16 protein-coding genes are annotated in these 19,496 nt (G+C 70.7%); 2 read left to right on the plus strand and 14 right to left on the minus strand.

Going from position 1 to position 19,496, the window contains the following annotated elements:
• Nucleotides 1-298: 298 nt before the first annotated feature.
• On the plus strand, nt 299-1,306 hold the full coding sequence (locus ABT147_RS05180) for a sigma-70 family RNA polymerase sigma factor (RefSeq protein WP_351402791.1): 1,008 nt from the start codon (nt 299-301) through the stop codon (nt 1,304-1,306).
• On the opposite strand, the gene ABT147_RS05185 is transcribed toward ABT147_RS05180, so the two are convergent.
• Complete coding sequence (locus ABT147_RS05185) at nt 1,199-1,543, minus strand: STAS domain-containing protein (protein WP_351402792.1); 345 nt, start codon at nt 1,541-1,543, stop codon at nt 1,199-1,201. The genes ABT147_RS05180 and ABT147_RS05185 overlap by 108 nt on opposite strands.
• Nucleotides 1,544-1,801: 258 nt before the next feature.
• Between ABT147_RS05185 and ABT147_RS05190 the strand changes: the two genes are divergently transcribed.
• Nucleotides 1,802-2,722: an AEC family transporter gene (locus ABT147_RS05190; protein WP_351402793.1), complete on the plus strand. Its 921-nt coding sequence runs from the start codon at nt 1,802-1,804 to the stop codon at nt 2,720-2,722.
• Between the two features lie 74 nt (nt 2,723-2,796).
• On the opposite strand, the gene ABT147_RS05195 is transcribed toward ABT147_RS05190, so the two are convergent.
• From ABT147_RS05195 to ABT147_RS05255, 13 genes are all read right to left on the minus strand, one after another.
• Nucleotides 2,797-4,080 (minus strand): thymidine phosphorylase, encoded by a 1,284-nt coding sequence (locus ABT147_RS05195; protein ID WP_351403014.1) that lies wholly within the window; start codon nt 4,078-4,080, stop codon nt 2,797-2,799.
• A 103-nt stretch (nt 4,081-4,183) separates the two neighbouring features.
• Nucleotides 4,184-4,576, minus strand: coding sequence for a cytidine deaminase (locus ABT147_RS05200; RefSeq protein WP_351403015.1), 393 nt, complete (start codon nt 4,574-4,576; stop codon nt 4,184-4,186).
• Between the two features lie 5 nt (nt 4,577-4,581).
• The gene (locus tag ABT147_RS05205) at nt 4,582-5,856 is read right to left on the minus strand and encodes an ABC transporter permease (RefSeq protein WP_351402794.1); all 1,275 of its coding nucleotides are present in this window, start codon (nt 5,854-5,856) and stop codon (nt 4,582-4,584) included.
• Entirely contained in the window at nt 5,853-6,989 is a 1,137-nt protein-coding gene (locus ABT147_RS05210) for an ABC transporter permease (RefSeq protein ID WP_351402795.1), read from the minus strand. Before ABT147_RS05210 ends, ABT147_RS05205 begins: the two co-directional genes overlap by 4 nt.
• The gene (locus ABT147_RS05215; protein WP_351403016.1) at nt 6,989-8,557 is read right to left on the minus strand and encodes an ABC transporter ATP-binding protein; all 1,569 of its coding nucleotides are present in this window, start codon (nt 8,555-8,557) and stop codon (nt 6,989-6,991) included. The genes ABT147_RS05210 and ABT147_RS05215 overlap by 1 nt, the downstream gene beginning before the upstream one ends.
• A 268-nt stretch (nt 8,558-8,825) precedes the next feature.
• Nucleotides 8,826-9,878, minus strand: a complete 1,053-nt coding sequence (locus ABT147_RS05220; RefSeq protein WP_351402796.1) for a BMP family lipoprotein — start codon at nt 9,876-9,878, stop codon at nt 8,826-8,828.
• A 340-nt stretch (nt 9,879-10,218) separates the two neighbouring features.
• Complete coding sequence (locus ABT147_RS05225; RefSeq protein WP_351402797.1) at nt 10,219-11,277, minus strand: BMP family lipoprotein; 1,059 nt, start codon at nt 11,275-11,277, stop codon at nt 10,219-10,221.
• A gap of 361 nt (nt 11,278-11,638) precedes the next feature.
• The gene (locus ABT147_RS05230; RefSeq protein WP_351402798.1) at nt 11,639-12,892 is read right to left on the minus strand and encodes an amidohydrolase; all 1,254 of its coding nucleotides are present in this window, start codon (nt 12,890-12,892) and stop codon (nt 11,639-11,641) included.
• Between the two features lie 445 nt (nt 12,893-13,337).
• Complete coding sequence (locus tag ABT147_RS05235) at nt 13,338-14,549, minus strand: low temperature requirement protein A (RefSeq protein WP_351402799.1); 1,212 nt, start codon at nt 14,547-14,549, stop codon at nt 13,338-13,340.
• Nucleotides 14,550-14,682: 133 nt separating this feature from the next.
• The gene (locus ABT147_RS05240; protein ID WP_351402800.1) at nt 14,683-15,789 is read right to left on the minus strand and encodes a hypothetical protein; all 1,107 of its coding nucleotides are present in this window, start codon (nt 15,787-15,789) and stop codon (nt 14,683-14,685) included.
• Between the two features lie 43 nt (nt 15,790-15,832).
• Complete coding sequence (locus ABT147_RS05245; RefSeq protein ID WP_351402801.1) at nt 15,833-16,771, minus strand: N-acetylneuraminate synthase family protein; 939 nt, start codon at nt 16,769-16,771, stop codon at nt 15,833-15,835.
• Nucleotides 16,772-16,785: 14 nt separating this feature from the next.
• Entirely contained in the window at nt 16,786-18,087 is a 1,302-nt protein-coding gene (locus ABT147_RS05250; RefSeq protein ID WP_351402802.1) for a cytidylyltransferase domain-containing protein, read from the minus strand.
• A gap of 41 nt (nt 18,088-18,128) precedes the next feature.
• Entirely contained in the window at nt 18,129-19,457 is a 1,329-nt protein-coding gene (locus ABT147_RS05255) for a DUF6716 putative glycosyltransferase (RefSeq protein ID WP_351402803.1), read from the minus strand.
• Nucleotides 19,458-19,496: the final 39 nt, after the last annotated feature.

Raw genomic sequence — 19,496 nt, forward strand, 5'->3', positions numbered from 1 at the left:
AGGGGTGGGTGGGGCGGTGCGGGTTCGGTGGGGGTTCTCGCGCAGTTCCCCCGCGCCCCTGAAAAGCGCGGGCTGCGCCCTGTGCTTTTCAGGCCGCAGCCCCGTCGCCTTTCAGGCCCCCCGGGGCCTGAAGTTTTCAGGGGCGCGGGGAACTGCGCGACCGGCCCCCACCGGACCCGCAGACGACACACGAACCCCCTGACCTGCCCATTCACCCCTTCGCCAGGCCATTGTCAGTGGGCTGCGGTAGCTTCCGAGGTGTTGGGACGCACAGGGATGGCACAGGGGTGGGTTGGCCATGGGTGACGGTACGGCGACGGTGGAAGAACTGGATGTGCGGCTGGAGCGGCACCGGGTCGAGCTGACCGGGTACTGCTACCGGATGCTGGGGTCGTCCTTCGAGGCGGAGGACGCCGTGCAGGACACGATGATCCGGGCCTGGCGCAGCTATGAGAAGTTCGAGGGCCGGTCGTCGCTGCGGTCGTGGCTGTACCGGATCGCGACCAATGTCTGTCTGGACATGCTGACCGCCGGGAACAAGAGGGCCCGTCCCATGGATCTCACCGAGTCGACGCCGCTCGCCCAGGCCGCCCTCGCCCCCCGCCCCGACAACACCTGGCTTGAGCCGGTGCCGGACGCCCGGGTGCTGCCGACGACCGACGATCCGGCGGAGGCCGCCGTGGCGAAGGAGTCCGTGCGGCTGGCGTTCGTCGCCGCGCTGCAGCGGCTGCCGTCGAAGCAACGCGCGGTGCTCATCCTGCGTGAGGTGCTGGCGTGGAAGGCGAGCGAGGTCGCCGAGCTGCTCGACACGTCCGTCGCCTCGGTGAACAGCGCCCTGCAGCGGGCCCGCGCGACCCTCGCCGAGGGCGACGGGCAGGTCGCGGCGGCCGATGTCTCCGACCCGCTGGACGAGGAGCAGCGGAAGCTCCTCGACCGCTATGTCGCCGCCTTCGAGGGGTACGACATGACGGCGCTGACGGCCCTGCTGCACGAGGACGCGGTCATGACGATGCCGCCGTTCGACCTGTGGCTGACCGGCACGGACGACATCACCGGGTTCATGACCACGCTCGGAGCGCCCTGTGCCGGCTCGCACCTCGTGCCGGTCGCGGTGAACGGCCTGCCGGGCTTCGCGCAGTACAAGCCGGACCCGGAGAAGGGCGGCTTCAGTGCCTGGGCCGTGCAGGTGCTGGAGATCTCAGAGGGCCGGATCGCCGGATTCCACTGCTTCCTCGACACCGCCCGCTGGTTCCCCCTCTTCGACCTGCCCCTCCACCTCGAAGGCGAGCCCGACGAGGTGCAGTAGCGCGCTCAGCGCCGGGTCGGGGTCCCGTAGGCGTACGCGGCCCCCGGCCCGCCGGGCGGCGAGCTGCATCCGGGCCAGCGCGTCGATGGTGGCGAGCCCCGGCGGGCCGATCCCGCCGACGTCACAGATCACCGCCCCCGCGCCGGTCGCGTCGAGCAGGGCGCGCACGTCGTCGCACAGCCCGGCCACCTGATCACGGGTGACGGGGCCGGCGAGCACGAGTACAGCCGGTGTCATGGCATCCACGTACGGTAGACCGGCCGGGCGGACGTAACTCATCGGCAGGTCACCGGCATGGCATCGGTTCGGCACCGGTATGTCATCGCTGCGGGCCCACGGCCGAGGCCGACGGCCGCCGCGGACCCGTACAGCTGTCCGCCCGTCGGGACCGTTTTGACCTGCGCCCCTCCTCCCCCGGAGGGTTGCCTGTATGCCCCACGCATCTGCGCCGCCCCGGATACCCGACCGCCCGCGCCGCGTCGTGGAGGAGGCCTCGTGCAGGGGGTGCTGACGGGTTTCGCCGTCATCGCGGTCGTCATCGGTGTGGGGTACGCGATCGGGCGCGCCGGTCATCTCGGCGAGCACGGCCGGGAGGTGCTGACCAAGCTCGCCTTCCATGTCGCCTCCCCGGCCCTGCTGTTCACCACGCTCGCGCGGGCCGACCTGTCGACGGTCTTCTCCAGCCGGCTGCTCGTGACCGCGCTGAGCACGGCCGCGGCGGCCGGGGTCTTCGTCGCGGTGGGGGCCGTACGGGGCTGGGGCGTCGGCCGTACGACGATCGGCGCGCTCTGCTCCAGCTACGTCAACTCCGGCAACCTCGGCATCCCGATCGCGGTGTATGTGCTGGGCGACGCCTCGCTGGTGGCGCCGGTGCTGCTGTTCCAGCTGGTCGCGGTCACCCCGATCGCGCTGACGGTCCTGGATCTGTCCGGCGGGGGTGGGAAGGGCCCGCTGTGGCGGCGGCTGCTGACACCGCTGATGAACCCGATCGCGGTGGGCTCGCTGGCCGGGGTCGCGGTCTCGGGGCTCGGCGTGCGGGTCCCCGCGCCCGTCATGGACCCGCTGACCCTGATCGGCAACATGTCGGTGCCGGCGGTGCTGCTGGCGTTCGGTATCTCCCTGTGCGGCAGCACGATGCCGGGCCGGGGGCCCGACCGTCACCCGGTCCTGCTGTCGGTCGCCCTGAAGTCGGTGGGCCAGCCGGTGGCGGCCTGGGCGCTGGCGGCGGGCGTCTTCGGGCTGCGCGGGCACCAGCTGCTCGACGTGGTGGTGACCTCGGCGCTCCCCGCCGCCCAGAACCTCTACACGTACGCCTCCCGCTATCGCGTCGCCGAGCGGCTGGCCCGGGACTCGATCCTGCTGTCGACGATGTTGTCGGTGCCGGTGCTGGTGGTGGTCGCGACACTGCTCGGCTGACCACGGGGACACGGAAGGGGCCGGAACCCGAAGGTCCCGGCCCCTGACACGCTCACTCCGCCCAGGTACCGCGCTCAGGCGATGCGCTCCAGCACCACCGGCGACGCGGTGAACGCCGTGCCCGGGGCCGCGATGTCGTACGACCCGTGCACGGCCTCCAGGGCGTAGTCGAAGCGCTCGGGGGTGTCCGTGTGGAGGGTCAGCAGGGGCTGGCCCTCCGTGACCGTGTCGCCGGGCTTGGCGTGCATCTCGACGCCCGCGGCGGCCTGGACCGGGTCCTCCTTGCGGGCGCGTCCGGCGCCCAGGCGCCAGGCGGCGATACCGATGTCGTACGCGTCCAGGCGGGTCAGCACACCGGAGGCGGTCGCCTTCACCACGTGCTGCTCGCGGGAGGTCGGCAGTTCGGCGTCCGGGTCGCCGCCCTGGGCGGCGATCATGCGGCGCCAGGCGTCCATCGCCGAGCCGTCGGCCAGCGCCTTCGCCGGGTCGGCGTCCTTCACACCGGCCGCGTCGAGCATCTCGCGGGCCAGGGCGATCGTCAGCTCCACGACGTCCGCCGGGCCGCCGCCCGCCAGGACCTCGACCGACTCGCGGACCTCCAGCGCGTTGCCGGCGGTGAGGCCCAGGGGGGTCGCCATGTCCGTCAGGAGGGCGACGGTCTTCACGCCGTGGTCGGTGCCCAGGCCGACCATCGTGGAGGCCAGTTCCCTCGCGTCCTCCAGCGTCTTCATGAAGGCCCCGCTGCCCACCTTCACGTCCAGGACCAGGGAGCCCGTGCCCTCGGCGATCTTCTTCGACATGATGGACGAGGCGATCAGGGGGATGGCTTCCACCGTGCCCGTGACATCCCGCAGCGCGTACAGCTTCTTGTCCGCCGGGGCCAGGCCGTCGCCCGCCGCGCAGATGACCGCGCCCACCTCGTCCAGGACGCTCAGCATCTCCTCGTTGGAGAGCAGGGCGCGCCAGCCGGGGATGGACTCCAGCTTGTCGAGGGTGCCGCCGGTGTGGCCGAGGCCCCGGCCCGAGAGCTGGGGGACGGCCGCGCCGCAGGCCGCGACCAGGGGGGCGAGCGGGAGGGTGATCTTGTCGCCGACGCCGCCCGTGGAGTGCTTGTCGGCGGTGGGGCGGGACAGGGACGAGAAGTCCATGCGCTCGCCGGAGGCGATCATCGCGGCCGTCCAGCGGGCGATCTCACGGCGGTCCATGCCGTTGAGAAGGATCGCCATGTTGAGGGCGGCCATCTGGTAGTCGGCCACCTCGCCCCGGGTGTAGGCGTCGATGACCCAGTCGATCTGCGCGTCGCTGAGCTCGCCGCGGTCCCGCTTGGTGCGGATGACGGAGATGGCGTCCATCGACAAAGACGGCAGAGACGTCATGGCGTTCCTTTCACAGGTTCAAGAAAGTGCGCGGCCCCTCCGACCGGTCGTCAGGAGGGGCCGCACGGGAGTCACTTGGTGGGAGTCACGGGGTGAGATGGTCCGGGCCGAAGGCCTGGGGCAGCATCTCCGAGAGGGGGACGATTCCCGCGGGGGTCTCCAGCAGGAGGTCCGCGCCGCCGAACTCGTACAGCAGCTGCCGGCAGCGGCCGCACGGGACGAGGATCTCGCCCTTGCCGTCCACGCAGGTGAAGTGTGTGAGACGGCCGCCGCCGCTGTTCTGCAGATCCGAGACCAGCCCGCACTCCGCGCACAGGCCGAGGCCGTACGAGGCGTTCTCGACGTTGCAGCCGGAGACGATCCGGCCGTCGTCGACGAGGGCGGCCACCCCGACCGGGTAGCCGGAGTACGGGGCGTACGCCCGGGACATGGCGTCCCGGGCCACCGTGCGCAGCTTCTCCCAGTCGGCCTGGGCCAGGGCGGTCACTTGCCTTGTCCCTTCCTGTACGGCAGGCCGTCCGCCTTCGGCATCCGCAGCCGCTGTGCGGAGAGCGCGAGGACGATCAGGGTGATGACGTACGGCGTGGCGGCGACGACCTGGTTGGGGACCTCGTTGGTGGTCGCGTACCAGGTGAAGACCAGGGCGCCGATGACGGCGGTGATCGCGGCCGGGACGTACTTCTTGCGGACGGCCTGCCAGATCGCGCCGATGATCAGCAGCAGGGCGCCGAGGAGCAACAGGGCGTGGACGTTCTCGGAGCCGCCGCGCAGGTTGAGGCTGTCGGTGTAGCCGAAGAGACCGGCTCCGAGGGCGAGGCCGCCCGGCATCCAGTTGCCGAAGATCATCGCGGCGAGACCGATGAAGCCGCGGCCGCTGGTCTGGCCCTCCAGGTAGAAGGGGTTGGCGACGATGGAGAGGAAGGCTCCGCCGAGGCCGGCCAGACCGCCGGAGATGATCACGGCGAGGTACTTGTACTTGTAGACGTTGACGCCGAGGGACTCGGCGGCGATCGGGTTCTCACCGCAGGAGCGCAGCCGCAGACCGAAGGCGCTGCGCCACAGGATCCACCAGGTGGCGGGGATCAGTGCGACGGCGACGAGGGTCAGCCACGAGACATTGGTGACCAGACCGCCGAGCAGGCCGGCGAGGTCGGAGACGAAGAACCAGCCCTTGGAGTTGAGTTCGGTCAGCGCGTCCGACAGTCCCGGGATGGTGAAGTCACCGATGGACTCGACCGGCGGGGACTGCTTGGCGGAGCCGCCCTGGTGGCCCTCGAAGGCGAGGGGGGCGAGATAGCGGGTGGCGCCGAGGGCGAGGATGTTGATGGCCACACCGGAGACGATGTGGTTGACGTTGAAGGTGATGGTGACGAAGGCGTGCAGCAGACCGCCGAGCGCGCCGCCGGCGATACCGACCAGGACACCGGTCCACGGGCCGTACTGGAAGCCGGCCCAGGCACCGAACCAGGTGCCGAGGATCATCATGCCTTCGAGGCCGATGTTGACGACGCCCGCGCGCTCGGCCCACAGACCGCCGAGGCCGGCGAGGCCGATCGGGACGGCCAGTTCCAGCGCGGTGGACATCTGGCTGACGTTGGTGATGCCGTCGGCGCCGGTGACGATGCGGACGATCGAGGTGAGTGCCAGGACGCCGGAGATGACCAGCAGCAGCACGGGCAGCGACAGCTTGCGGCCGGTCGGGGCGGCCGGCTGCAGTGAGGGCTGGTTGACGTCGGTCGCGGTGGTGCTCGTGGTCATCGGCCCGCCACCTCCTTCTTGACGTTGTTGTTGTCGGAGGCGTCCGCGCCCAGGACATGACCCGCGGCCAGTTCGGCGCCGACCCGGCGCTGCTGGCGCCGCAGGCCCCACTCGCGCACGGTCTCGTAGGAGACGACGACCGAGAGCACGATCAGGCCCTGCATGATGACCGCGATCTCCTTGTCGTAGCCGTGGAAGTCCAGCTCCGGGGAGGCCTTGTCGAGCCAGGCCCACAGCAGGGCGGCGAAGGCGATGCCGACCGGGCTGTTACGGCCGAGGAGGGCGATGCCGATACCGAGGAAGCCGATACCGGTGGGGAAGTTGAGGCTGTACGTGTGGGTGTCGCCGAGCAGGATCGGCAGGCCGGCGAGGCCCGCGACACCGCCGGAGATCAGCATGGCGGTGAGGATCATGCGCTTGGGGTCGACACCGCTGGCGGCGGCGGCCGACTCCGAGGCGCCGGAGGCGCGCAGGTCGAAGCCGAAGCGGGTGCGGTTGATGACGACCCAGTAGCTGATGCCGAGGAGGACGGCGAGGAGGACCAGGCCGTAGATCTCGCCGGCCTTGCCCATGTCGATGCCGGGGACCCAGCCGGACTCGGCCATCTCGCCGGTGGTGTTGTTGTTGCCGACCTTGACGCCGAAGACGTTCGGCAGCCAGAGGTAGCCGATGACGGAGGTGGCGATCGCGTTCAGCATGATCGAGGCGACGACCTCGCTGACGCCCCGGGTGACCTTGAGGACACCGACGATGCCGGCCCAGAAGGCACCGGTGAGGATCGCGGTGAGCATCAGCAGCGGGATCTGGATGGCCGCGGGCAGGTCGACGTGGGCGCCGACGATCGCTGTGATCATGGCGCCGAGCAGGTACTGGCCGTCGACGCCGATGTTGAACAGGTTCATCCGGAAGCCGATGGCCACCGCGAGGGCCGCGATGTAGTACAGCGAGGCCTGGTTGATGATCCGGACCTGGATGTCGGAGAACGAGGCCTGCTCGAACATGATCGTGAACGGCTCGACCGGGTTCTTGCCGGAGGCGAGCAGCACGATCGCGGTCAGGGCGAAGGCCACGGCGAGCGCGAGGACCGGGCCGGCCACCGCGAGGAGCACGCGCTCCCTGTCGAACTTCTTCATCAGCGGGCCTCGTCTTCCGGAGACTCGGGGGCGTCCGCCGAGGTCTCGGGGGTCTCTTCGTGTTCGAGATGGCCGGTGGCGGCACCGGTCATGGCGGAGCCCAGCTCCTCGGGGGTGATGGTGGCCGGGTCGGCGTCGGCGACCAGCTTGCCGTTGTAGATCACCCGGAGGGTGTCGGACAGGCCGATCAGCTCGTCGAGGTCGGCGGAGATCAGCAGCACGGCCAGGCCCTCGCGGCGGGCCTCGCGGATCTGGTCCCAGATCTGGGCCTGTGCGCCGACGTCCACACCACGGGTGGGGTGGGCGGCGATCAGGAAGCGCGGCTTGTGGCTCATCTCGCGGCCGACGATCAGCTTCTGCTGGTTGCCGCCGGAGAGGGAGGCGGCGGTGACGTCGATGCCGGGGGTGCGGACGTCGTACTCGGCGACGATCCGGCGGGTGTCCTCCTGCGCGGCCTTCGGGTCGAGCCAGACGCCCTTGGCGTTGGGCCGCTCGGTCACATGGCCGAGGATACGGTTCTCCCAGAGGGGGGCCTCCAGGAGCAGACCGTGCCGGTGGCGGTCCTCGGGGATGTAGCCGATGCCCTGCTCGCGGCGCCTGCGGGTGGCCCAGGTGGTGATGTCGTCGTCGGCGAGCGCGATCGTGCCGGAGTCGGCGGACTTCAGGCCGATGAGGGCGTCGACCAGTTCGGTCTGGCCGTTGCCCTCGACACCGGCGAGGCCCAGGACCTCGCCGGCGTGGATGGTGAAGGTGATGTCGTCGAGCAGCGCCTTGCCGCCGACGGTCTCCAGCCGGAGGTCCTTGACGGTCAGGACGGGGCGGTCGGTGACCGTGGACTCGGCCGTCTCGGGGGTGGGCAGCTCGCTGCCGACCATCAGCTCGGCGAGCTGGCGCGGGGTGGTCTCGGCGGGGACGGCCGTACCGACGGTCGTACCGCGCCGGATGACGGTGATCTCGTCGGCGACCGACAGCACCTCGCCCAGCTTGTGCGAGATGAAGATGACCGCCAGGCCCTGCGCCTTGAGCTCGCGCAGGTTGGTGAAGAGGGCCTCGACCTCCTGCGGGACCAGGACGGCGGTGGGCTCGTCCAGGATCAGGGTGCGGGCGCCGCGGTAGAGGACCTTGAGGATCTCCACGCGCTGGCGCTCGGCGACGCCCAGCTCCTCGACCAGGACGTCGGGGCGCACCCCGAAGCCGTACCGGTCGGAGATCTCCTTGATCTTGCGGCGGGCCTTGCCGCCGATGCCGTACAGCTTCTCGCTGCCGAGGACCACGTTCTCGAGAACGGTCAGGTTGTCGGCGAGCATGAAGTGCTGGTGCACCATGCCGATGCCGCGCGCGATGGCGTCGGCGGGGGACGAGAAGGTGACCTGCTCGTCGTCGACCGCGATGGTGCCCTCGTCCGGCTTCTGCATGCCGTAGAGGATCTTCATCAGGGTGGACTTGCCGGCGCCGTTCTCCCCGACAAGGGCGTGGACGGTGCCCTTGCGCACGGTGAGATGGATGTCGTGGTTGGCCACGACGCCGGGGAATCGCTTGGTGATCCCGGCGAGTTCGACGGCGGTCACCTGACCGTTGACCGCCACGTCGGCCGGAGGGCTGCTGGACGCGTTGATGGCGCACTCTCCTGGGAAAGGGGGTCGTCTACGCGCGTAGCGCCCCTACGGCATCGAAAGCGGGCGACGCACCGTGACAACGGGGTACAGGGAGCGATACTCCCCGTACCCCGTTGAGCGGACGTAACCCCGCGGTTACTGGCGGCTCCAGAGGTGCCTGAACTCCCCTGAGCCGCCCGGCTGCTCGTGGTGTAGCTGGGTCAACCGGTCTCGACCTGGATCAGCTGGTCTTGACCTTGATCTCGCCGCTGATGATCTTCTCCTTGGCCGTGGTGATGGCCTCCTGGAGCTCGGTGTCGTTCTTGAACTTCGGGTTCGAGTCGGCGAGGCCGACCTCACCGGTCTTCAGATCGCCCCTGACGATACCGGTCGCGGGCTTGCCGTCCTCGACCGACTTCGCCAGGTTGTACACCGCCTTGGCGACGTCCTTCGTTGCCGAGGTGAGGATGGAGTCCTTGTACTTCGCGAGGGCTTCCTGGCTGTACTGGTCGGAGTCGACGCCGATCGCCCAGATCTTGTTCGCGGCGGCGGCCTCGATCACGCCCTGGCCGGACAGACCGGCCGCCGCGTAGACGACGTCGGCCTTCTTCTCGATCTGGCCCTCGGCGGCCGTCTTGCCCTTGTCGGGGCTGGAGAAGCCACCCTCCTCGGCCGTCTGGGTGAGGTACTGGGTGAGGACCGTGGCCTTCGGGTTGGTGTCCTTGACGCCCTGCTCGAAGCCCGCCTGGAACTTGTGGATCAGCGGGATGTCGACGCCGCCGACGAAGCCGACCGTGTTCGTCTTGGTGGACTTGGCCGCGGCCACACCGGCGAGGTACGAGGCCTGCTCCTCGGAGAAGACCAGGTCCGCGACGTTGTCCAGCTGGACCGTGGAGTCGTCCACGATGCCGAAGGTGGTGTCCGGGTACTGCTCGGCGGCGGCCTTCACGGCCGTCGCGTACGCGTAGCCCACACCGACGACCGGGTTGTAGCCCTGCTTCGCCAGGGAGACCAGGCGCTGCTCCTTGTCGGCGTCCGTCTCGCCCTCGGTGGGCTCGATGTCCTGCGTCTTGTACCCGAACTCCTTCTTCGCCTGCTCCAGGCCCGCGTAGGCGGCGTCGTTGAAGGACTGGTCGCCCTTGCCGCCGACGTCGTACGCGATGGCGAGGCCCAGGTCGCCCTTGGAGTCGGCGGAGGACGAGGCCTCCGACGAGGTACCGCCGCAGGCGGAGAGGGCGAGGGCGAGGGAGGCGGTCGCTGCGCCTGCGACCGCGATGCGGGAAACCCGGCGCATGTGTGGTGCTCCTGTCGTACAGCGCCGGAGGGTACGGATCAGGGTACTGATCAGTAGTGCTTCACAGCATCGGCGCCTTATATGGCTTTCGCCGCAGAGTAACGCGCGTAGACCCTACGGGAAACCCCCGATTGCCACGTTGTTATGGGGCCGTGTTGCAAGGGTGCCCGGGGGTGGCGTGGGGGCGTTGGGGTGGAGTGTCGGGTGCGGGTGCGTTGTGGCTGGTCGCGCGGTTGCCCGCGCCCCTTCGGGGCACGCTGCTCTTCTCCGGCGTACATGAACGTGAAGCGGGCGGGTGCACAGTGCACCCGCCCGCTTCGGCGCTCGTCTCGGATCGGACCTACTCGGTCTTCACCTTGATCGTGCCGTCGATGATCTCCTTCTTGGCCTTGGCGACCGCGTCGGAGAGGCCGGCGATCTCGCCCATCTTCGGGTTGGAGTCGGCGAGGCCGACGCCGTCGACCTTCAGGTCGAAGGTCTGGGTGCCCTTGAGGGGCTTGCCGTCCTCGACGGACTTGGCGAGGGCGTAGACCGAGCCGCCGACGTCCTTCAGGGCGGAGGTGAGGATGTACTCCTTGTAGGGGGCCAGGGCCTCCTGGTTGTACTGGTCGGAGTCGACACCGATCGCCCAGACCTTGGCCTTGGCGGCGGCCTCGATGACGCCCTGGCCGGAGAGACCCGCGGCCTGGTAGACGACGTCCGCGTTCTTCTCGATCTGGCCCTCGGCGGCGGCCTTGCCCTTGTCGGGGCTGGAGAAGCCGCCCTCTTCGGCCGTCTGGGTCAGGTACTGCGAGATGACCTTGACCTTGCCGCCGCTGGTGTCCTCGACGCCCTGCTTGTAGCCGGCCTCGAACTTGTGGATGAGCGGGATGTCGACGCCGCCCACGAAGCCCACGGTGTTCGTCTTGGTGGCCTTGGCGGCCGCGACACCGGCGAGGTACGAGGCCTCCTGCTCGGCGAAGACGAGGGACGCGACGTTGTCGCCCTCGACGACCGAGTCGACGATGCCGAAGGTGGTGTCCGGGAACTGCTTGGCCGCGGCCTCCATGGCGGGGCCGTACGCGAAGCCGACGCCGATGACCGGGTTGTAGCCCTGCTTGGCCAGGGACTCCAGACGCTGCTGCTTGTCGGCGTCCGTCTCGCCCTCGGTGGGCTCGATGTCCTCGGTCTGGTAACCGAACTCCTTCTGAGCCTTCTCCAGGCCCGCGTACGCCGCGTCGTTGAAGGACTGGTCGCCCTTGCCGCCGATGTCGTACGCGATCGCGAGACCCTTTTCGCTCTTGCTGGTCTCGCCGTCGCTGCCGCTGCTCTCACTGCTGGTGCCACCACAGGCCGTGGCGGCGAGCGCCAGCGACGCGACCCCCACCGCGACGCGGGTCAGTTTGGAAATCCGACGCATCTTGAAGTTCCCCATCTTCTCCAAAGCCCCGCGACCGGGTGCTCAGTTCGGCGCACATTAACGCGCGTAGACACTCCTGGGAACGGGGTTCCGACTGGCCGTTATCCATTCGTGCCGATGGCCGTTACGTCCTCGTGAACCAGGGGATCGAAAGGGACGTGCCGGACAGAGTGCCTCTCACGTCCCTCGCGTTCCGTGTACATGGGGTGACTTCAGCGTGAAGGTGCGCGCTCCGTACGGGGGCCGTACGGACACGCGCACCAGGCTGCCGCGAGGGCGAGCGGGGCGCAACCCGGGAGGGGGTAGGCCCTGACGCCGCGGGGCCGCCCTTCGGGCGACGGCGGGAATGTGACGACAGGGCCTAGCGGCTCGCCGTGTCGAGGACGCGCATGCGGGCGTCCAGGAGGGCGGCCGCGGTGAAGAGTTCGACGCCCACCGTGATGGCGTGTTCGTCGGCGTCGAAGTCGCCCTGGTGGAGATCGCGGACGGTGAGGTCGCCCGGGCGGCGGACGCCCAGACGGGCCATGGCGCCGGGGACGTGCTCCAGGTACCAGGAGAAGTCCTCGCCGCCGAGGCTCTGCTCGGTGTCCTCGACGGACTTCACGCCGCGGCGGGCCACCATCGAGTCGTGGAGGAGTTCGGTGACGACGGGGTCGTTGACGACCGGCGGGACGCCCCGGATGTAGTTGATCTCGGGCTTGGCGCGGTGCATGACCGCGACCTCCTGGACCGCCTCGTGGATCAGGTCGGGGGCCTGCCGCCAGGCGTTGATGTCCAGGCAGCGGACGGTGCCGGAGAGCTCGGCGTGCTGCGGGATGACGTTCGGGGCGTGGCCCGACTCGATGCGGCCCCAGGTCACGACGAGCCCGGCGCGGGCGTCGAAGCGGCGGGCGACCAGCGCGGGCACGTCCGTGACGACGCGGGCGGCGGCGGTGACGAGGTCGGTGGTGAGGTGGGGCCGCGCGGTGTGGCCGCCGGGTCCGTCGAGGGACAGCTCCAGCCGGTCGCAGGCCGAGGTGATGGGGCCGTGGCGCAGCCCGATGAGGCCGGCGTCGACGCGCGGGTCGCAGTGCACGGCGATGATCCGGCCGACGCCGTCGAGCGCGCCGGTCCTGATCACGTCGGCGGCGCCGCCGGGCAGGACCTCCTCGGCGGGCTGGAAGATCAGCCGGACGGGACGGGGCAGCTGGCCGGCGCGGTGCAGGTCAGCGAGGACGAGGCCGGCGCCGAGGACGACGGTGGTGTGCACGTCGTGGCCGCAGGCGTGGGCGCGGTCCGGGACGGTGGAGCGGTAGTCGCAGTCCACCTTGGTGTCCGGGATGGGGAGGGCGTCGATGTCGGCGCGCAGGGCGAGCGCGGCGCTGTCGGTGCCGTTCCAGTCGCCGATGTCACAGATGAGTCCGGTTCCGCTGGGGAGCACACGCGGGTGCAGGCCTGCCTTCTCCAGGCGGGCCTTGATCGCGGCGGTCGTACGGAACTCCTGGTTGCCGAGCTCCGGGTGCATGTGCATGTCGCGGCGGAACGCGACGAGTTCGGCACGCAGGGCTTCCGGCAGTGTGCCGGGGAGCGACGCTTCGGCATCCCCTGGCAGATCGGCCTCGGACTCTCGGGACATCAGTTGGTTCACCCTCTGAAGGGTAGGGCGATCGGGCGACCTTCTCACCCTCGATCAACAAAAAATCAGCCCGTGAGGGGAAGTTTCCGGTCGCGCAACGCATACGTATTGGCAGGGATGGGTATACCCGTCCGCCTCTTCGCGGGCAGGTGGACCTCGGAGAAGGGAGCGCCGGGGTTGCCCGCGAATCCCATCGTCTAAACGTCCGGGGGTACCCGGACGATTCCCACACACTCCACGGATACCACGTTCGCGCCGTCTCACCGTCCCGGAACCATCACCGCCGCGCGAAGGTTCGGCTACGCCTTGTGTGCGACGGGGTGTCCGGGACGGCGTGGTGGTGGGGTGGGGAAGGGGGCGATGGCCTGCGGTTGCGCGGGGTGTCCGGGGTGCCGGGGCCGGGTGGTGCGATCGGGTGGCGCGGGGGTGGCGGGGGTGACAGGGATCACGGGAGCAGTGGGGGGCGCGGGGGCGTGCGCCCGTGCAGGAGCAGCAGGGCGGTGACCGTGGCGGCCAGGGCCGCGAGTGCCGCCAGGGCCGGGACGAGGGCGACCAGGGGGCCCGCCGCCACACAGACCGCGCCTCCGGCGATCAGCACCGGGGTGTGGCGGCCCGTGGTGCGGCGCCGGATGGCGGCGGCGCCGAGCAGGAAGAGGCCCGTGCCGCCGGCCAGGGCCCAGGCGGGCATGCCGTGGAGGGGCTCGGCCAGGCCGTAGTGGTCGGTGTCGGCGACCTGCTGGAGGGTCTTCTTCATGCCGAGGGCGGTGATGACGACACCGGCGACCAGGGGCAGGTGGAGGAAGGTGTACGTGTCGCGGGCCAGGACCGTGCGGTCGTCGCCGGTCAGCTGGGCCAGGCGGTGTTCGGCCTGCTCGCTGACGCCGTGGAAGTACAGGCGCCACAGGGCGGCGACGGTCAGCAGGCCCAGGGCGGCGGCGGCCACGACCGGGGCGGAGACCGGGTAGCCGGTCACGCCGACGCCGATCGCGACGATGGACTCGCCCAGCGCGATGATGACGATCAGACCGTGGCGTTCGGAGAAGTGGGCGGGGGACGCGAGGCGCCAGCCCTTCCTGCCGGTGACGAAGATGCCCGCGTAGTCGATGATCACCGCGGCCAGCCAGATCAGGATCCGGGTCGCGCCGTCGAAGGCCGCGCCCACCAGCAGCAGGGTGAAGGGCGGGAGCACCGAGAGCAGGGCGGTGCGGCGGAGGGTGGCGCGCAGGGCCTCGTCGTCGGGGGCGGAGAGCCAGTACGTCGCCAGGTGCAGGACGCGGACCGCGCCGTAGCAGGCCACGAAGAGCAGGGGCGCGGGCAGGCCGCCCGGGACGTCGGCGTGCACCTGGTCGTACACGTCGGGGACCGTCAGGGAGACGACCAGGACGACCGCCATGACCGACACCAGCACCGCGAACATGGCACCGGAGTCGGCGCGTACGACGTTGCCGAGCCAGGCGAAGCAGCACCAGCACCACCACAGGAGGGCGAGGACGACCATGCCGCCGAGCAGGCTCAGGGCGGTGGGGTCGGCGGCCATGAGGGCGGTGACCTGGGTGATGGCGTAGACGAAGACGAGGTCGAAGAAGAGCTCGGCGGGGGTGACCTTGTGGCCGTCCGCCGTGGGTGTCAGCCGGGTGCGTTCGCCGTGTGTCGTCACAACTCCCCCTTGGGGGACGGCAGTTCGCCGTCCCCGGTCTCGCGGCACGATAGGCCGGGGCGACCGGGGGAAGCGACAGCTCCGGATACTCCCGGAGCGAACACGCGAAGGGTGGTTCAGATCGACGGGCGGCTCAGATCGGCGCCACCGACGACAGCCGGTGGACGTCCCGTGCCGTGCCCGTGACCCCGGACAGGAAGCCCTGGGCGCGGGGGGAGGCGTTCTGGGTGAGCCAGGTGGGGTCGATGTCGCAGACCGCGACGCGTACGTCCGTGCCGGCCAGGGCCAGGGGCAGGGTGTGGACCACCGTCGACGGGAAGCTCAGGATCGTACGGCCTATGGGTCCCCGGCGGGCGATCAGTTCGAGGGGGAGGTCGGGGCGGACGATCTCCAGGCCCGTCTCCGCGGCGAGGGCGTGGAGTTTCTCGGCGCTCTCGCGGCGGTGGGCGAAGTAGCGGGTGGCGCCGTGGGCCTTCGCGAGGGAGCGGACGGCTTCGAGATAGCGCTCGCCGTCCACGACGCCGGTCTCCACGAGGGACGTGCCCACGAGGTCGGCGCCCTTGGTGATGCGGGGCGGGCCGAAGCGGGCCCGGGTCCAGGAGAAGTCGTTGGCCGTGACGGAGACGCCCTCGGGGGTCTCGTCGATCGGCATGGAGGAGAAGACCTCGACCCGTCTCCCGGCCTTCGGGGTGAGGCGTTTGCGGGCCTTGGAGGAGACCGGGGCGAAGAGCAGGTCGCGGGGGCCGGGTCGGCCGCCCTTGCGGTGCCAGCGGACGAGGCGTTCGCCGCGGGCCAGCTGGGAGACGAACTCCATGGTCGCGGTGCCGTCGTCGACGACGACCACGTCCGGTGCCCGGGTGATGGTCAGCAGGAGCTGGACGTAACGCGAGAAGGGGTCGCCCAGGACGATGCGGCGTGCCGCGCGCAGCAGCGGGGCGAGGCCGCCGATGGTGCGGAAGGGGGCGGCGGTACCGCCGCGCGCCTCCTCCCAGCGCACCTCGTGGCCCTCGTCCCGGGCCAGCTCCGCCATCCGGCGCAACTGGCCACGGGTCATGGGGTCGTTGGGCGACAGGACCACCAGGGTGAGCCCCGCGCCGCCTGTTCCGAAGGGCCCCGCGCCGGGGTCCTCGGGCGTGCCGAGGGCGTGGGCGTGCGCCCACTCCAGCACGTTCAACAGCTGTACCGGACTCTCGACGAAGGCGAGAGTGTGGGGGCCGGCGGTTCCGGCGCGGGGGCTCATCGACGTACGACCGTCGCTTCCCTTGATGTGTGGGGTGGTGGTGTCAGACGCCGACCGGCTCGCCCGCCGCCGCCGCGATCTCCGCCTCGGCGACGACGCCGGAGACCCGGCGCAGCTTCTTCATCGGGCCGAGCTCGGAGTCGTAGACCTTCTTGACGCCGTCACCGAGGGAGGCCTCGATGGTGCGGATGTCGCGGACCAGGCGGGTCAGGCCCTGGGGCTCGACGGAGGCGGCCTGGTCGGAGCCCCACATCGCGCGGTCGAGGGTGATGTGACGCTCGACGAAGGTGGCGCCGAGGGCGACCGCGGCGAGCGTGGTCTGCAGGCCCGTCTCGTGGCCGGAGTAGCCGATCGGCACGTTCGGGTACTCGGCCTGCAGGGTGTTGATGACGCGGAGGTTGAGCTCCTCCGCCACCGCCGGGTAGGTCGACGTGGCGTGGCACATCAGGATGTTGTCGCTGCCGAGGACCTCGACCGCGTGGCGGATCTGCTTCGGGGTCGACATACCGGTGGAGAGGATGACCGTGCGGCCGGTGGCGCGCAGGGCGCGCAGCAGCTCGTCGTCGGTCAGGGAGGCGGAGGCCACCTTGTGGGCGGGGACGTCGAACTTCTCCAGGAAGGCGACGGCCTCGGTGTCCCACGGGGAGGCGAACCAGTCGATGTTCTTGCTCTTGGCGTACTCGTCGATCTGGCGGTACTCGTCCTCACCGAACTCCACACGGTGGCGGTAGTCGATGTAGGTCATGCGGCCCCAGGGGGTGTCGCGCTCGATGTCCCACTGGTCGCGGGGGGTGCAGATCTCGGGGGTGCGCTTCTGGAACTTGACGGCGTCGCAGCCGGCCTCGGCGGCGGCGTCGATCAGCTTGAAGGCGTTCTCCAGCTCACCGTTGTGGTTGATGCCGATCTCACCGACGACGTAGACGGGGTGGCCGGGGCCGGCGGTCTTCGAACCGAACGTGCGCAGACGGGAGTTGGTGCTCATGGTGGGACGATTCCTTAACTGTCGAGGGGGTCGAGAGAGTCGAGAGAGGGACCGAGGATCCAGCCGGCGATCTCCCGGATCGCGCCTTCGCCACCGGGGACGGTGGTGACCGCGCGTGCGGCGCCGCGCACGACGTCGTGGGCGCTGCCGACCGCCACGGGCCAGCCCACGAGGGCGAAGCACGGGAGGTCGTTGACGTCGTTGCCGACGTAGAGCACGCGCTCCGGCGCGATGCCCTGCTCCTCGCACCACTGCTTCAGTGCGAGGTCTTTCCGGTCGATGCCGTGGAGCACCGGGATCTGCAGCTTCCGGGCTCTGGCGGCGACGACCGGGTTCTTCTCCGAGGACAGGATGAGCATCGTCAGGCCGCTCCTGCGGAGGGCCGCGATGCCGAGTCCGTCGCCGCGGTGCACGGAGACGAACTCCCGTCCCTCGGAGTCGATCAGCACCCTGTCGTCGGTCTGGGTGCCGTCGAAGTCGAGGACGACCGCGTCGATGTCGGCGGCGGTCGGGAGGGCGCCGGGGCGGTCCGCGTCGAAGAACGGCGCGAGTGCCTGGGCGCGGGCGAGCTCGTGCGGGTCGTCGATCTCCAGGACCCGGGCGGGGTCGGTGCGGACGAGTTCCGTACGGCCGAAGAAGCGGTGCTGGTGCTTGCGCAGGCCTGCCGCGTCCATGGCGTAGGCGGCGCCGGTCTCCAGCAGGTCCTGCGGGCGGTCCTGGCGGCGGGGGCGGAACGACTTGTCGTGGTTGACGCCGTAGCCGCCGTCCGCCTCGGTGTCGCCGGTGGCCTCGCCGTCCACGGCTCCCGTGCGGGCGGCTTCGGCGGCCTGGGGCTCGTCGGCGGTGTCCCGCCAGATGAAGCCGTGGAACGGGGCGACCGTGAGGGCGGTGTCGGCGCCGTGCTCCACGATGGCGCGGGCGACGCCGTCGACGTCCTCGCGGAGGATGAACGGGCTGGTGCACTGCACGAGGAGGACGACGTCGACCGGTGAGCCGTGGAGGGCCTCGTGGGCGTCCATGGCGTGGATGACGGCGGCCTCGGAGGTCGCGGTGTCCCCGGCGATGGCGGCGGGCCGCAGCACGACCTCGGCACCGGCCACCCGGGCGGCGGCCGCGATGGCGTGGTCGTCGGTGGAGACGACGACATCGGTCACCAGCCGGGCGCCCAGACACTCGCGCACCGCGCGGGCCACCAGCGGAACGCCGCCGACGGGGGCGAGGTTCTTGGCGGGGACGCCCTTGGAGCCGCCGCGCGCGGGGATCACGGCGAGGACGCGGCGGACGGAAGGCGCTTGACCCGCTTCCGGGTTGGACATGAGTGGAACTCCTTGCGGTGCGTGCGAAGGGGTCGGGCGGCTCACAGCTCCCCCATCCGGCGGATGACGGGGGCCACGCGCTGCACTCCGTGGCGGTAGGCGCCGCGCGCCGCCCGGCGCACGATCTGCCGTACGGGCCCGGCCTGCCGGTCGGCGGCGGGCGCCCCGGGCAGCGGGTCGCCGTCGGGGCCGAGGTGGTGGCGGGCGAGGATGCCGGGCAGATAGCCGGGCGCGGTGACGGGTGTGTAGTACGGCGCCAGGGGCGGCAGTCCGTCGGCCGCGACCAGCTTGGCGATCCGGTCCCGGGCGGCGTCGAAGGCGGTGGCGTACGAGCCGTCGGCGACGACGCCCTGCCGGGCCACCCACTCCGGGTCCGGGGCCGGCTCGTACCCGGCGTCCAGCTGGTCCCAGGAGGCGAGGCAGCCGGAGCCCACGAAGTGGTGGTTGCCGAGGGTCTCGCGGATCCCGAGGTCGGTGAGGACCACGGTCGGGATCCGGCGGTGCAGCGACTCCAGGGCGGCCGTGGAGCTGATGGTGACCAGCAGGTCGGTGGTGTCGAGGACCTCGCCCATGTTCCCGTACACCAGGCGGAAGTTGGCGGGCGCGCCGCCGGGGAGCCGCTGCACCAGCTTCTGGTACGGCAGTTCCTCGATGTGCGTGGTGTGCTCGCCCGGCTTGGAGCGCAGCTTCAGCAGGACCTGGCGGTCCGGGTGCAGCTTCGCGTGCTGGATCAGCCGGTTCAGCAGGTACGTACGGTCCCTGCGGTTGTCCGGGACGGACGGCTGTACGGCGAAGGCCACCGTGTACGGGTCCTGGGCGCCGGCGTAGGGCTTGCCGCCCAGGAAGGGCAGCGCGACCTCGGTGACCGACGTGGCGTCGGCGCCCACACCCTCGTACACGGCCCGGAAACGGTCCGCGTCCTGGCGGGAGTTGGCGAGGACGAGGTCCGCGCCGTGCCGCAGCAGCAGGCCGTCGGCGAGCTTCTCGTAGACGACGCCGACGTATCCGGTGACGACCACGGGCCGCTTGGCACGCGCGCCCCAGGCCGCCCGCAGGCCGTGCAGCATCGCCTGGACACCCCCGCCGACGAGGGAGAGCACGATGACGTCGTAGGCGTCCTCCTTCGTGTCCTCCTTCATGGCGCGCAGGAATTCGAGGCCGGTCACCTCGCGCAGGGAGTCGGGGCGAACGCCGACTTCCTGCAGCTGGCGGGCTGTGGGGGTGGCTCGGCCCCGCAGGAGGAAGCCGTCCAGGCGGATGTCCGCGTCCTCCGAAGCGAGACGGTGCGCGGTGAGCGCGCCCCATTTCCACCGGGTGTCGGAATCCGCGAGGACGGCGACTCGCAGGCCGTTCGTTGCACTTGCTGGCACATCGAAGACGCTAGGAAGCGATTCCGTTCAACGGCCCAA

This window comes from Streptomyces sp. NPDC001868 (assembly GCF_040297125.1).
GTDB lineage: Bacteria > Actinomycetota > Actinomycetes > Streptomycetales > Streptomycetaceae > Streptomyces.